We start from the raw sequence: 14604 nt of genomic DNA on the forward strand, positions 1-14604 counted from the left end.
TCCATTTTCCACATAATTGACTACTTTTTGTCTTAGGTCTAGACTGTAAGCCATTTTTTTGTAATTAACTATTTTTATCGATTTTATCATGATCTTACCTCTGTCTCACATTTATTTGAAATGACTATAATTGCCTGTTTTTGTTCGGGAGTCATGATTCATTCGCCACTAATTAAGACATCATTACTATTTTCGCCTATTTTGCTCAACCATAGCTCAAAGCTACTATTCTGCTTTTTCTGAGCAATTTATACTTATTGCAAAAGTGACACGCTCCCAATTAAAACTGAATGCAGAGCAACTGCTGATTTTAGCGGAAGTGATTGAAAAAAATAATGATGCGACTCTCGAAGAACTCCGTTATTTACTGTACCAAAAAATTGGTTTTACCATCAGCGTAGCAACGATGGGAAGAATGGCAAAACTCTTAAACATGACCTTAAAAAAAAACTCTTTTCCCGTCCGACAAAGGCACTGACAGAGTTCAAAACCTGCGATACGAGTTCTGGCAAAAAATTCGAGAAATTTGTTTAAAAGACTTAATATTCATTGATGAATCAGGAGTAAACTTGGCAATGGTTAGGTTATATGCTCGGTCTCTCAAAGGTTCAAGAGCCAAGAAACCAAAACCGAATAAACGGGGCAGAAATGTCTCAATAATTGGAGCTATATCGATCAATGAAATCCTAACATCCCTCAATTTAACAGCTACAACTGATACAATTACATTTGAGGCTTTTATTATCCGAAAGCTAGTACCAAAACTCTGGAAAGGTGCTTGTGTAGTGATGGATAATTGTACTATTCATACCGGAGAAGAAATAGAAAAAGCCATCAAAAAGAAAGGGGCAAAATTAATATACTTGTCGCCCTATTCGCCCGACTTTTCACCAATTGAACATTTATGGTCCAAACTCAAAAACATTCTCCGTTCTATCAAGACGACTAATTATCGAGAATTAGCCAAGGCGATAGAGTTTGCCTTCAATCAAGTTACATTATCCGATATGAGGAATTGGTTTACTCACTGCTGTTATTGTACCTCATCTTTCTGAGAAACGCTATACTTATACCTAAAATTTTGCTGATTTCATTGTAGATATTACCTGAGAGCGCCATCCTTACAGCTATTGCTCGTTTTAGTTCTCTGGCATCGATATCGCTTTTAATGAAAGATTCTAATTGGGCTATTTCTTTTTCTCTATCTTTTTGTGGCAGTTGTAAGTTATTCATTTTTTATTCACGATCGAGTATTGCATATAATTGTATCATAGTCTTAATAATGATTTAGGATTGCTATATAGATAAAATCTGTCAGTAAGTCCTGTATAAAGTGATGGAATAAGCCACGTTAGCGAGGGGGAATAGATGCAATACAAAACCACCAAAAAACTAAAAACAAATGCACCTAATTTCGCTCCGCCACCTCCGTAATGATGCTAAATACCCGGATGTCAAAAACAAAATTGAGATTTGGAAAGAAACTGTCAACAAAGCGGAATGGCAGAATTTGGAGGATGTTCGCAAAATTTATCGGGATGCCGAAGCAGTAGGAAACTTTACCGTCTTTAATATCAAAGGCAACGACTATCGCCTGATTGTTGGGATTAACTATGAGAACCAAACTGTTTTCTACAAATATTTCTTAACCAACTCTGAATACGACAAATAAAAATGGAAAAATGACCCTTACTTTTGACCGAACGACTTACAGCAACTTGCTCGCAGAAATTGCTCCAAAGGCTATCGAAACTGAAGAAGAATACGATCGCCTCCTGGCAGTTGCAGAAAGACTAACATTTGCTAAAAACCTCACTCCCGAGGAGAAAGTTTTATACAAGTTGTTAGTCACTTTAATAGAAGTTTACGAGACAGAAAACTATCCGATAGACAAATCCGAACCTCATGAGATTTTGCAACATATCATGGAATCCAGCGACACACGCCAAGCAGACTTGGTAGGTATCATCGGATCTAGTGGCGTAGTATCTGAAGTTGTGAACGGCAAGCGATCCATTAGCAAAGCACAAGCTAAAGCACTCGGCGATTATTTTCAAATCTCACCTAGCTTGTTCATTTAATTTAAGATGAATCGATCGGTTACGATCTAATTCCATGTCTTGTAGGGGCGGGTTCAGCGACAATAATCGCCTATAATCGACAATATAATAAACCCGCCCCCGCCCAGATCGAGACTAATCGATCGAACATAATGTAAGGTGCGTCATATCCGAAACCCTCGATAAATTCTAGAGTGAAAGTCTGACGCACCCTACAACGGGTAAAAAGCAACTATCTAACACAGGAATTCGCGCGGATCTGTGACGTGACCAGTCAGCGCCGAAGCCGCCGCCGTGTAAGGCGAAGCTAGATAAACTTGCGCTTCTTTGTTCCCCATCCTGCCGGGGAAATTGCGGTTAGTTGTAGACACGCAAATTTCGGGTTCGTTCATCCGCCCGAAAGTATCTTTCGGGCCACCCAAACAAGCGGCGCAAGAAGGCGCTGCGGGTTCGATGCAGCCGGCAGCTAAGAAGATTTCCGAAAGTGTTTGACCTTCGTATTTTGTGACAAACAAATCTTCGTAAACTTTCTGAGTTGCTGGTACTAAATAAGTCGGAACTTTGACTTGATTTCCTTTCAGAATGCGGGCGGCATTCAGGAAGTCGGAGGTTTTGCCGCCGGTGCAGGAACCGATGTAAACTCGATCGATCTTGACATCGCGACAGTTGCGGGCTAAGTCGCGGTTGTCGGGGGAGTGCGGTTTGGCGACGACTGGTTCTAATTTGCTGACATCGTAGGTGCGATCGCTATAAAACTTAGCATCCCCATCGCTGTAAAATGAATCGAAGGGTTTGTCAGTCCGCGAAGTAACGTAATCAAACGTAGTTTTGTCCGGCGCAACCGTGCCGTTTTTGCCACCAGCTTCAATCACCATATTGCACAGCGTCATCCGTTCTTCCATCGTCAAACGTTCCACTGTATCGCCGGCAAATTCCATCGTCCGGTAGTTAGCACCCGCAACGCTAATATCACCAATAATCTGCAAAATCAGGTCTTTTGCTAGCAAATAATCCGGCAGTTCGCCGTTGAATACAAAGCGCATTGTCGCCGGAACTTTAATCAGCAATTTGCCGGTTCCCATGATAAAAGCCGCGTCTGTATTGCCGATACCGGTGGCAAATTGTCCGAAAGCGCCGGCATTGCAGGTGTGGGAATCTGTGCCGAATAGCACTTCGCCCGGTCGCGTGTGGCCTTCTTGTGCTAGCGCGATGTGGCAAACTCCTTTGTAGTCGGGATTTGCTTTGAAGTCCGATCGATCCGTGATGTCGTAAAAGTATTTTATCCCTTGTTCTTGGGCAAAATCGCGGAGAATATCGACGTTGCGGTTAGCGCGTTCGTCGTTGGTGAAAATGTAGTGGTCGGGAATGAGGACGATTTTGTCGGGGTTCCAGACTTTAGCATTCTCACCGAATTCGCGTTTGAAAACGCCGATAGTGCCGGGCCCGCAGACATCGTGGGTCATCAACACATCTGTTTCTACCCAAATATTTTCTCCGGGCTCGACTTTAGTGCGGCCTGATGCTTTGGCTAAGATTTTTTCGGTCAGGGTCATTCCCATAGTGCGATCGCTCTTTTTTATTAGATGCTACATAGTGTATTGTAAACGAAACATTATCTTAAAATAGAAATTATCACGTCTCAAAGATCGGGAGTAATGACGATGACCTTGCTAACCTTACCCCTAAAAGTTAATCTCGATCGCGTTCAATTTACCGATGAGCAGTTTTATCAACTCTGTCTCAGCAATCCTGAATTGACGATCGAGCGCGATGCTGAAGGAAGGTTAATTGTGATGTCTCCTGTTGGCGGCTATAGCGGTAGTCGCGAGATGGATCTCGGCGGTGAAATTTATATTTGGAATCGCCAAACCCAACTAGGTAAGGTGTTTAGTTCTTCCACGTTATTCAAATTGCCCGGTGGAGGATCTCGTTCTCCTGATGTAGCATGGGTGGAGTTGTCTCGCTGGGAAGCACTGACTCCAGAACAACGACAGAAATTTCCCCCCATCGCGCCGGATTTTGTAATTGAACAGCGATCGCGCTCGGACAATTTGCAAACCTTACAAGATAAAATGCTGGAATACCTGCAAAGTGGGGTGCGCTTGGGTTGGTTGTTTAATCCACAGAATCAGCAGGTAGAAATTTATCGACAGGGACAAACAAAAGAGGTTCGTTCTTGATCAACACAACTTTCTGGAGAAGATGTTTTACCGGGATTTGTGCTGGAAGTTCCATTATTTACAGATTGAACGAAATGTTGAGTACAGCGACTATTACAAAAGTCTGCGTAATGTTATGTATTGTTAAATAATTATAGTGAATTATCAGGATGTAAAGTATATTAGACATCGACATAATTTAAACATTCAGTTTGGATGCAGCCAGACTTTTGTAATAATTTGTGGAAAGGTTGATTGGAGGAATTATTATGATTTGTGACCAATTTCAACACTTCAAAGTGCAGCTATTGGAAAGCGATCGCCTGCCGGAATTTGTAGCCATAGAAAAAACAACGCGATCGCTTAAAATATCCGCTGCGGGAACTGCGATCGGCACTCTGCTAATTCTATTAGCACCGCCAGTTGAAGCTGCTAATCTGACATTCGTGAGCGATCGCGCGGCCTTGGGAGGTACAGATCGCGTTGATTGGTCGATTTTAGGGCCAGTCCAGCCGCCGTTTAAAGTATTGCCCAATTCCTTCTCAGTCACCTCAGAAGAAGGACTCGGAGTTAATGTCAATATTCCCCAGGCTGCAAATCCAGGAGTGACGCCTCCTTTACTTTTTCAAACCTTGCCTTCACCAGGCATTCCCACCAACTTTGCCAGCGGTGATTTCATTTTGTTTACAGGCTTAATCCCAGGCCCGCAGCCAGCAGTAGGAAACCCAGGCCCGCTGACGATTACCTTCGATCGCCCCGTAGCAGCAGCGGGGACGCAAATAGCGGTAGATGATACATTTTTATTCACTGCATCGATCTCGGCATTTGACAGTAATAATAATTTGTTAGGCAGTTTCTCAACCCAGGGAACATCCTCATTAGCACTAGATAATTCAGCGCAATTTCTCGGAGTTCGCAGTGATGCGGCCAACATCTCGCGGCTCGTCTACAGCAGTTCTGAGGGCGATCGCGCCTTGGGAATTAATGCCCTCAGCATTGCCGAAGCAGTGCCAGAACCCAGCAATATGACTGCCACGATCGTTGCAGGATTGGGATTGTTGGCCGTCAAAATTAAGAGGCGATCGCTCTTGGTTAAATGATAGTTTTACCAAGCCCGGTTGTTGATGGCGATCGGGTTTTAATTATGGATGCAAAAAAATTAATAATATAAGACGATCGTGTCCTCACACATCAAGCTTTGCCAATCCCAAATAGCGAATGCCTTCCGGTGTCACATCAAAGCGACAGGGCAAAATCTCTACACCTTCACAAATCGCCTGTCTGAACAATTCTCCGTAAAGGCGATCGGCACTATCCCCGGGAGCAAAATCAGTACAATCCCCGCGATTAATAAAATACAGCATAACAGCCCTCGAACCCTGCCGTACCACTTCCATCAATTCTCGCAAATGTTTCTGTCCTCTTTCTGTGACTGTATCGGGAAATAAAGCCAAGTTTTCTTTCGCCCAAGTTGTATTTTTAACTTCCAGAAAAATTGGTTTAGTATCGCCAGTCAACCAAAAATCAACTCGGCTTTTTTTGTCTAGCCCGTAAACAACTTCTGGTTGAATTAAACTGTAATTACCCAACTCGGGAAACAAGCCTAATTCCAAAGCTAACTTAATTACTCGATTCGGCAAACCCGTATTAACTCCCACCCAAGTTGGTTCGGTGTCGCACAGTTTAATTAATTCCCAAGTATAAGCCAATTTGCGTTTGGGATTGTTGCTGCTAGATACCAGCACGGGATTTCCGGGAATGCAAACACCAGTCATCGGGCCGGTATTCGGACAGTGTGCGGTGATGATTTCTCCAGTAGTTAGTTCGATTTCAGCAAAAAATCGCTTGTACCGCTTGATGAGAATTCCGGGTAATAAAGCGGGATATTTGTAAATTAAGTCGGTCATTCGATTTTAGATTTTAGATTTTAGATTTTAGATTTAACCTATAACACAATACCCGGATTCCCGACTTATTCAAAAATTTGGGAATCTAACATATATGAACTATCTGTTATTTATCTTCTTTTCTCAACTCATTTATCTCCTCATTCAAAGGCTGCTTTTGCTTGCCTTTCATCAACTGTTTCATTTGGGCTTTAAAAGCTTCTACTAATTCGGGACTGGCTTGAGTTTTTTGCCAAGAATCGCGGGAATTTAGCCGATCGCACCAAGCCTGCAACTTGGGATACTCGTCCAAAGACACGCCTAACTCCGGCAGCCACGGCACGGAAACTCCCGCTACAACATCGGCTAAGGTAATTCGATCGTTGCTGCCCAAAAAAGTTTTATCGCCCAACAAACCCTCAAAAAACCCCAGTACAGTAGCTACTTGTTGCTGTGCTTTCTCCAACTGCTGTGGGTCAGCTTCGCCACCGAAAGTCTGGCGTACCAAAGGACTCATCGCCGGTGTCAACTCGTTCACTGTTACCATTTGTAACATACGGACGATCGCCCTTGCTTTCGCATCCTCCGGTAGCAGTGCAGGCGCGGGATACTTAGCTTCCAGATAATCAAGAATTGCCAGCGTTTCTATTAAATGAAAATCCCCATCAGCTAAAACAGGAACGTGGTGAAAAGGGCTAATTGCCAGAAAATCTGGCTGAAATTGATCGCCATTTAATTTCATCGACACCAATTCAAACGGAATGTCCTTTTCGAGCAAAGCGATCCAAACCCGGCGGCTGTTAGTCGAAAGCGGATTGTGATAAAGTTTCAGCACGGTCATTTGATTTTAGATTTTAGATTTTAGATTTTAGATTGAGGCATGATAGCACGAAACGACGGTTTTTAGTTTGGGCAGGCTTACTTATTGATTCATTCTTTGTTTCATATCCTTCGCCGCTAAAGCATAACCACCATCAGCACCGTCTATAAAATGCACTTGTTGGCCGTTGCGTTCAAACACCAAACAAGTCATCAAAGCTCTATCAGCAACGTGCAAACCGTAAACCAGCTTGCCCTCTCGGTAATTCTTTTCCAAGTACCCCGTCAATTTTTTTCGCTGCGACGCATTGCCCGAAATTACCATTCTCAACATATCATCAAATTTGCGGTAATCCGTAGCTGCGATCGCAATATCTTTATAAACTCCCCAATCTAACTCTTCTGTCTTAACTTCCAAATTCATTAGCAGCGAACCAAGCGCCGTCTCTAACTGTATTTTTGATAAATATAGCTGGCGGTCTAACCAACTACAACCGCTCGCCCTAACTAGAGTTTCTTTAATCAGCTTGGCGCTATTCAATGTCAATTTAAGATTTTGGCGATCGATCGGATTTAAATAATCTTCCTTGCCGTAAATGTATTCGATTATTTTTAAAACTTTTCTATAAATTAGATTGCTCTCCTGAGCAAAATCCGATCGCACCATTACCAGCATCGTTACTATTTCCCCGTACTTGCTGGGAATATCCTGCCACCGACACTCCAATCCCGAAAAATCGGCTGTTGCAGAAATGCCATTATTTTTAATACTGTAAATATTACCAGCAGCAGGGTCTTTAATAAGTTCAGTAGCACGGGTTAAACCGCCGCCGATTAAAATAGCTTGGCTGTAATTTTCCGAAACTTTAAACTTAGCTATTTTAACCGAATAATTAGCTGTTACCACAACTTTAACGGGCACAGCCCCAACTCGCAAATCCATGTCAAATTCAGTCTCAGCCATTTGTTTAGTTGCCAGCAAAGCTTTCTGGGCAGCGGGTAAAAGCGATGGCCCCATTAAAAGAGAAGCGCCGTCGCCACCAAAGATAAAGGGAATTTCTATTTTGCCTGCTACATTCAAAACAGCAGCGATCGAACAAGCCCCCAATAAGTTAACTTCTTTATATTTTCCAGCTTCAATCGCTTTTGTAGAACCGCGAATATCTGTGATAATAATGTACCAATCATCGGGTACATCAACAAAGTTCTGCAAGTCAGTAATATCTATAAAATTGTCCAGTAAACGCAATTCGGTATAGAAGTTTTCTGAGTTCATGATATGATTTTCCCGATTCGCTATTAAAATAAGTGAATCCCTTTAGCATTAGCGTTTGTAACCATTTGTGTCCCAATTACAGAAGCCCTCTCGTTCCCTCGCAGGTATCGCCGGCATTGTCGCAATCGCCACTCTCATTAGCAAAGTCTTCGGCTTGGTGCGCCAAATTGCGATCGCCGCAGCCTTTGGAGTCGGTGTCGCTGTCGATGCCTACAACTACGCCTACGTCATCCCTGGTTTCTTATTTATTTTGCTCGGAGGCATTAACGGGCCATTTCACAGCGCCATAGTCAGCGTTTTAGCCCGCCGCGACAAACAAGAAGCAGCACCCTTAGTCGAGACTATCACCACCTTAGTCGGCGGCTTGCTGCTGTTGGTAACAGTCGCTTTAATTATTTTTGCCGATCCGCTGATAGATTTGGTGGCACCGGGATTAAATAGAACAGCAGAAGGTTTAGAAATCAAAGCAATTGCCGTCCAGCAATTTCGGATTATGGCGCCGATGGCATTACTTTCAGGCTTAATCGGCATTGGTTTTGGAACTCTCAACGCCGCCGATATGTACTGGTTGCCTTCGATTAGCCCTTTATTTTCCAGCGTTGCACTTGTCGGCGGTTTAGGGATTCTCGCATTGCAACTCGGAGACAAAATTATTCAGCCAGAATACGCACTAATTGGCGGGTTAGTGTTAGCTTGGGGAACGCTAGCGGGAGCAGTTTTGCAGTGGTTGGTGCAACTAGCGACACAGTGGCGAGCAGGCTTGGGAACATTGCGCTTGCGGTTTAATTTTAAACGCCCCGGAGTGCAAGAAGTAATTAAGGTCATGGTTCCTGCTACATTATCCTCAGGAATGCTGCAAATTAATGTCTATACTGACCTATTTTTCGCATCCTACATCCCTCAAGCTGCCTCTGCGATGGGTTACAGCGGGTTGTTAGTTATGACTCCTTTAGGCATCATTTCTAATGTAATTTTAGTACCATTTTTGCCGATATTTTCTCGCCTCACCGAACCCAAAGACTGGCCGGAATTAAAACATAAAATTCGTCAATCTTTAATTTTGACGGGGATTACGATGCTGCCCCTGAGCGCTTTAATGGTAACACTTGCCGGGCCGATCGTCCGCGTTGTTTACGAACGCTATGCTTTCGATCGGTCAGCCTCGGAGTTTGTCACGCCGATATTGATGGCTTACAGTATTGGAATGTTTGTGTATTTGGGACGCGACGTTGTGGTGCGGGTATTTTACGCTTTGGGAGACGGAGAAACCCCTTTTCGCATCAGTATTATCAATATCTTTTTTAACGGATTGCTGGATTATTTGTTAGTAGGAGCTTATGGCGCGCCCGGATTAGTTTTGGCGACGGTGGGAGTGAATCTTATTTCGATAATTATGCTTTTGTACTTATTAGATAAAAAGCTGGGAGGCCTGCCTTGGCGGGAGTGGAGTTTGCCTTTTCTGGGGTTAACTTCTGGCAGTTTTCTAACTGCTTTCGTTACCTTGGCTACTCTGCAAGCCTGTCAAAGAGTTTTGGGTACTGAAGGTTTGGTAATTCAATTAGTGCAGTTGAGTGTAGCAAGTTTTGTAGGGTTAGGAGTTTTTGCCCTGTTTGTCAGTCAGATGAAGTTGCCGGAAGTTGATATGTTTGTCGATCGCATTCGGGGACGTTTTCGCAAATAAATATCGGAAATTTGCGGCTGATTCAAGGAATCAACAAAAGTGCGATCGCCCCTTCGATCCAAAAAGACAGAAAAAGGCGATCGCCCTTAAATCCAAATAAACATTCATCTGCGTATATCCGCCACCATCAGCGGTAAAAATTCCCAAGTGATTCAGTGAGCGATCTCTAGCTTTCCGACTGTACGATATAATGGTACGGTTTTCACGCTTCTATGACTAGCCCAGTGGGGGCGCAAGTCGATCGAATATTAGAAGCCATGAGCGAAGAGAACGAGTGTTCTGTGTTAATTGTTATTTATTTAATGATCCAGCGGAACGATATATAGCACTTCTCAATCGGATGAAATACAGCAGACGGCTGTAGGGACTTAGGCCAAGCCGTTTCCCTACTGGACATCTGTACTTCACTCAAATGAGAAATGCTATAACAATTTTAGCTCGCGATTTATTTGAGTAACGTGATGGCTTATCATTTTAGATATAGCCAACAAATAGCAGTGCCATCTCTCTTAAAATCAATCTTTTTAAGTGGATTTACGGTGAAAAAATCCTTTACAAATTAACCATTTTAAGTGAATTTGCGGAAGCTAAACACAGTTAAGTCTCCCCTTTTAAGTAAATTTGCAGAAGCTAAACACTTTTAAATTCCTCCTTGAGAAGGGTGATTTTGGGAGACAGAAACTTGGATGTAAACGATAGATAAAAGGATTTCAGCAATGATGAATTTATTAACCGCGAACAAGCAAGTTATTTTCGTTGACTCCTCTGTACAGAATTATCAAAACCTGATAGAGGGCGCAGATGCTAACGCCAAAATAGTCATTTTAGATGACAAAAGCAGCAGTATTGAGCAAATTACAAATGCCTTGGCTGCTCAAAAAGATATTGAAGCCGTACATATCCTTTCTCACGGCAGCGAAGGCAGTTTAAAACTCGGTACTGACGTACTCAATCAGAATAACCTAGAAAATTTCAGCGATCGGCTAAAACAGTGGGGAAATGCCCTAACAGAAAACGGAGATATCCTACTCTATGGATGCGAAGTAGCAAAAGGAGAAGCCGGCAAAAATTTCGTCAAGCGATTGAGTGAAATCACTGAGGCCAACATCGCCGCCTCAGCTAATCCTACCGGCAGCGCTGAATTAGGCGGAGACTGGGAATTAGAAGTACAAACAGGCCCGATCGAAACAGCAGTAGCATTTAACCTCAACACCCTCAGTGCTTACAGCCACATACTAGCCACCGCCAACCCCGACAACAAAGCCATTCCCGTCAACTCCCCGGCAGTCAGCATAAACGTACTTGCCAACGACACAGGAACCGGAAGGCTGAACGTTGAAAGCATTGTTAGCGGCGTTACCAATGGTACAGCTATTATTAATGACTGGATTTATGTCGGCGGTAATTTCACCAATATCGGCGGACAACCTCGCAACAGAATCGCTCGGTTGAATAGCGATGGGACGTTAGATAGCGCCTTCAACCCAAATGCGGATGGTATCGTCAAAAAGATCGCTTTTGACAGCAGTGGCAACCCTATAGTGGGCGGCGATTTCACCTCCATCGGCGGACAACCCCGCAACTATATCGCTAAATTAGATCCCACAACTGGTGCGATACTTGCTACCTTCGACCCGAATGCAGATGACCGAGTCAGTGCGATTGTCTTTGACAGTAGTGGCAACCTATACATAGGAGGTTATTTTACCAACATCGGTGGCAGTACCCGCAACAGAATTGCCAAATTAGATCCCACAACTGGTGTCGCTGATGCCACATTCAACCCAAATGCCAATGGTATTAAGATCAACGAGATCGCCATTGACAGCAATGGCAACCCCATAGTGGGCGGCGATTTCACCTCCATCGGCGGACAACCCCGCAACTATATCGCCAAGTTAGACCCCACAACAGGTGCCGCTGATGCCATATTCAACTCAAATGCGAGTGGTTCGATCGGTGTGATCGCTTTTGACAGCAGTGGCAACCCCATAGTGGGGGGCGTTTTCAACACCATCGGTGGCACTCCCCGCAACAGAATCGCCAAATTAAACCCCACAACAGGTGCTGCCGATGCCACCTTCAACCCGAATGCAAATATTCAGGTCCATGCGATCACGATCGACTCTAAACGCAACATCCTCTACACCCCCAACGCCAACTTCAACGGTCTAGATACCTTTCAATACACTGCCACGGACGGCATCGTCTCCACCCCCACCACCGTCACCGTCCTCGTCAACAACTCCCCCGCCCTAGATAATTCCGGCACACCCACCCTCAATCCCCAAAACCAAAACGACAGCGCCAGTACAGGCACATTAATCTCCACCCTCATCGCCAACCTCGGCGGCACAAAAATCACCGATCCCAACGCCAGCGCATCCCAAGGCATCGCCATCACCGCCTTAGACACCGCTAACGGCACTTGGCAATACACTACCAACAGTGGCACAACCTGGACAAACGCCCCAGCCGTTTCTGCCACCAACGCCTTACTATTAGCTAGTGATGCTAATACAAAACTCCGGTTTGTTCCCAATACAGGTTACAGCGGTACTGTCGCCAACGCCATTACCTTTGCCGCTTGGGACCAAATTACCGGAACCAATGGCACTACCGCTAACTACACCACAGACCAAACCAATAACACAACATCGAGCGTTTTCAGCAGCGCTACCGAAACCGCCAATATCACCGTTAACCCCGTCCCCACCATTACCAGCGTCAGCGCCGCCACAGCAGACGGGACTTACGGCATCGGCACAAACATCGACATCACCGTTCAATTCTCTGAAATTGTCAACGTCACGGGTACGCCACAACTGAGTTTAGCAGGTGCAACACCCGTCGCCAGTTACCTCTCAGGCGGCGGCACCAACACCTTGACATTCCGGTACGCAGTAGCAGCAGGCGATAGCAGCGCTGATTTAGACTATCTTTCCACAACTGCCTTATCTTTAGGTGGCGGAATTGTTAAGAATGCTGCCACTGCTGATGCGATCTTAACCTTACCCACTCCCGGCGCCGCGAATTCTTTAGGTGCGAATAAGGCAATAGTAATTGACACTCTTGCACCCACTGTCACCAGCATCACCTCAACTTTAACTGACGGCACTTATACTGTCGGTCAAGTCATCCCCATCACACTGACATTCAGTGAAAATGTAAACGTCGTTGGCACACCACAACTAACTTTAGCCACAGGAGGTGCAGGAACCGCGATCGACTATGCCTCTGGTAGCGGTACTAACACCCTCACCTTCAACTACATTGTAGCCTCCGGCAACACCAGTACAGACCTAGATTATCTCTCAACTGCCGCCCTTGCACTAAACGGTGGCACAATTAAAGATGCCGCTACCAACGATGCCACACTAACTTTACCCGCACCCGCTGCGACTAACTCATTAGGTGCTAATAAAGCCATAGTAATTGATACTGTTGCACCCACTGTCACCATAAATCAAGCAGCAGCACAAACCGATCCGACTGCAACTTCACCTATCAACTTTACCGTCACATTTAGTGAACCAGTCACAGGTTTTGATGCCAGCGATATCGACTTAACTGCGAGTACAGCAACGGGAACATTAACGTCAACAATCACAGGTAGCGGCCCTGTTTACAACGTCGCCGTCAACGGTCAGACAGGTAACGGTAATGTGATTGCTAGCATCAAAGCTAATGGCGTTACCGATACAGCAAGTAATACCAACACTGCCAGTACGAGTACAGACAATACGGTTGTTTATAACAACACATTCCCCACAGTTACATCCATCAATCGCCTTGCGACATCTCCCACTGCTGCGGCTACTGCTACCTACGAAATTAAATTCTCTGAAGATGTTACTGGCGTTGATGTTTCTGACTTTAGTTTAGTACCAACTGTTGTAACTGGTGCAGCTATTGGCACTTTAACTGCTGTTGATGCTAAGACTTATCAACTGGAAGTTAACACGGGTACGGGCAGCGGTTCAATTGGGTTGAATTTGACAGATGATGACAGCATCAAAAATAGCTTGGGAGTGGCATTAAGCGGCGCAACTGCTGGCAATGGTAATTTAACGGGACAAGTTTACGACATTGACAAAACACCGCCCACTGGCAGTTTAAATGCTGTTGCTGATGTGACGACAGCGGGCGGCACCAGTCAAAGTTTGACTGTCACTTTCAGCGATAATAATGCTGTCGATGTTTCAAGTTTGGATAGTTCTGATGTTTTGATAAATTGGTCAGGTGGCGCTATTCCTGCTACTTTTGTCAGTGTCGATACTAATAGTAATGGTACACCTCGGACAGCGACTTATTCGTTTGTTACCCCTGGCGGAAGTTGGGATAATACTGACAATGGAATTTACACTGTTAACTTGCAAGGAAGTCAGGTTAAAGATGAACTTGGCAATCTTGCTGTTGCTGCTAGTTTGGGGACTTTTAACGTTAATGTGGCCGCACCTGCACCCGCACCTGCACCCGCACCCGCACCTGCACCCGCGCCATCGGTAACACCCGCGCCATCGGGAACACCATCGGGGACACCGACACCATCGGGGACACCGACACCATCGGGGACACCCGCGCCATCGGGAACACCCGCGCCATCGGGAACACCCGCGCCATCGGGAACACCCGCGCCATCGGGAACACCGACGGGAAGACGAAAAAAAACAAGTAGAGGGGGGAGGAGGCCGGAGGGGGGGGAGAAGGGGGGGGGGGGGGG

At 45.0% G+C, this 14604-nt stretch carries 13 protein-coding genes and 1 pseudogene; 8 read left to right on the forward strand and 6 right to left on the reverse strand.

Annotation, left to right across the window (positions count from 1 at the left end; translation table 11 throughout):
• Window positions 1-90, reverse strand: a 90-nt coding sequence (locus tag E5S67_RS34905) for an IS630 transposase-related protein (protein ID WP_172192278.1), incomplete at its 3' end; no start/stop codon positions are given.
• A gap of 175 nt (window positions 91-265) precedes the next feature.
• Here E5S67_RS34905 and E5S67_RS28325 point away from each other — a divergent pair.
• The gene (locus E5S67_RS28325; protein ID WP_172192280.1) at window positions 266-478 is read left to right on the forward strand and encodes a hypothetical protein; all 213 of its coding nucleotides are present in this window, start codon (window positions 266-268) and stop codon (window positions 476-478) included.
• Between the two features lie 46 nt (window positions 479-524).
• Entirely contained in the window at window positions 525-1055 is a 531-nt protein-coding gene (locus E5S67_RS34910; RefSeq protein WP_422614721.1) for an IS630 family transposase, read from the forward strand.
• Here the strand turns inward: E5S67_RS34910 and E5S67_RS28335 are convergent.
• The gene (locus tag E5S67_RS28335; RefSeq protein WP_172192276.1) at window positions 1021-1233 is read right to left on the reverse strand and encodes a helix-turn-helix domain-containing protein; all 213 of its coding nucleotides are present in this window, start codon (window positions 1231-1233) and stop codon (window positions 1021-1023) included. The genes E5S67_RS34910 and E5S67_RS28335 overlap by 35 nt on opposite strands.
• Window positions 1234-1402: 169 nt before the next feature.
• Here E5S67_RS28335 and E5S67_RS28340 point away from each other — a divergent pair, with 169 nt between their 5' ends.
• Together E5S67_RS28340 and E5S67_RS28345 are read left to right on the forward strand one after the other, a co-directional pair.
• Window positions 1403-1672 carry a type II toxin-antitoxin system HigB family toxin gene (locus E5S67_RS28340; protein ID WP_172192284.1) on the forward strand — a complete coding sequence of 90 codons (270 nt, stop codon included), beginning with the start codon at window positions 1403-1405 and terminating at the stop codon, window positions 1670-1672.
• A 10-nt stretch (window positions 1673-1682) separates the two neighbouring features.
• Window positions 1683-2081, forward strand: coding sequence for a helix-turn-helix domain-containing protein (locus tag E5S67_RS28345; RefSeq protein ID WP_172192286.1), 399 nt, complete (start codon window positions 1683-1685; stop codon window positions 2079-2081).
• A 215-nt stretch (window positions 2082-2296) separates the two neighbouring features.
• Here the strand turns inward: E5S67_RS28345 and E5S67_RS28350 are convergent, their stop codons facing one another.
• Complete coding sequence (locus E5S67_RS28350; protein WP_172192288.1) at window positions 2297-3619, reverse strand: 3-isopropylmalate dehydratase large subunit; 1323 nt, start codon at window positions 3617-3619, stop codon at window positions 2297-2299.
• A 102-nt stretch (window positions 3620-3721) separates the two neighbouring features.
• On the opposite strand from E5S67_RS28350, the pseudogene E5S67_RS28355 reads away from it, so the two are divergent.
• Window positions 3722-4237: pseudogene (locus E5S67_RS28355) on the forward strand (Uma2 family endonuclease); the annotation flags it as partial.
• A gap of 251 nt (window positions 4238-4488) precedes the next feature.
• Entirely contained in the window at window positions 4489-5319 is an 831-nt protein-coding gene (locus E5S67_RS28360) for a hypothetical protein (protein ID WP_172192290.1), read from the forward strand.
• Between the two features lie 84 nt (window positions 5320-5403).
• Here E5S67_RS28360 and sfsA read toward each other — a convergent pair whose 3' ends face one another.
• The 3 genes from sfsA to E5S67_RS28375 all read right to left on the reverse strand — a co-directional run bounded on the left by sfsA (window position 5404) and on the right by E5S67_RS28375 (window position 8200).
• On the reverse strand, window positions 5404-6126 hold the full coding sequence (gene sfsA / locus E5S67_RS28365; protein WP_172192292.1) for a DNA/RNA nuclease SfsA: 723 nt from the start codon (window positions 6124-6126) through the stop codon (window positions 5404-5406).
• 106 nt (window positions 6127-6232) lie between these two features.
• Window positions 6233-6946 (reverse strand): glutathione S-transferase family protein, encoded by a 714-nt coding sequence (locus E5S67_RS28370; protein WP_216670774.1) that lies wholly within the window; start codon window positions 6944-6946, stop codon window positions 6233-6235.
• 81 nt (window positions 6947-7027) lie between these two features.
• Window positions 7028-8200: a DUF3095 domain-containing protein gene (locus tag E5S67_RS28375; protein ID WP_172192294.1), complete on the reverse strand. Its 1173-nt coding sequence runs from the start codon at window positions 8198-8200 to the stop codon at window positions 7028-7030.
• Window positions 8201-8267: 67 nt separating this feature from the next.
• Here E5S67_RS28375 and murJ point away from each other — a divergent pair, with 67 nt between their 5' ends.
• Both murJ and E5S67_RS28385 read left to right on the forward strand, forming a co-directional pair.
• Window positions 8268-9881, forward strand: a complete 1614-nt coding sequence (gene murJ, locus E5S67_RS28380; RefSeq protein ID WP_172192296.1) for a murein biosynthesis integral membrane protein MurJ — start codon at window positions 8268-8270, stop codon at window positions 9879-9881.
• A 716-nt stretch (window positions 9882-10597) separates the two neighbouring features.
• The coding region (locus E5S67_RS28385; RefSeq protein WP_246277020.1) for a DUF4347 domain-containing protein at window positions 10598-14604 on the forward strand (4007 nt) is incomplete at its 3' end.

The sequence above is a fragment of the Microcoleus asticus IPMA8 genome (genome assembly GCF_013179805.1).
Classification (GTDB): domain Bacteria; phylum Cyanobacteriota; class Cyanobacteriia; order Cyanobacteriales; family Microcoleaceae; genus Microcoleus; species Microcoleus asticus.

Coding starts and splice junctions, on each gene's coding strand:
- E5S67_RS28345 (WP_172192286.1), top strand. CDS start 1,683: ATGACCCTTACTTTTGACCGAACGACTTACAGCAACTTGCTCGCAGAA.
- E5S67_RS28350 (WP_172192288.1), bottom strand. CDS start 3,619: ATGGGAATGACCCTGACCGAAAAAATCTTAGCCAAAGCATCAGGCCGC.
- E5S67_RS28370 (WP_216670774.1), bottom strand. CDS start 6,946: ATGACCGTGCTGAAACTTTATCACAATCCGCTTTCGACTAACAGCCGC.
- E5S67_RS28375 (WP_172192294.1), bottom strand. CDS start 8,200: ATGAACTCAGAAAACTTCTATACCGAATTGCGTTTACTGGACAATTTT.
- sfsA (WP_172192292.1), bottom strand. CDS start 6,126: ATGACCGACTTAATTTACAAATATCCCGCTTTATTACCCGGAATTCTC.
- E5S67_RS28340 (WP_172192284.1), top strand. CDS start 1,403: ATGCACCTAATTTCGCTCCGCCACCTCCGTAATGATGCTAAATACCCG.
- E5S67_RS28360 (WP_172192290.1), top strand. CDS start 4,489: ATGATTTGTGACCAATTTCAACACTTCAAAGTGCAGCTATTGGAAAGC.
- E5S67_RS28335 (WP_172192276.1), bottom strand. CDS start 1,233: ATGAATAACTTACAACTGCCACAAAAAGATAGAGAAAAAGAAATAGCC.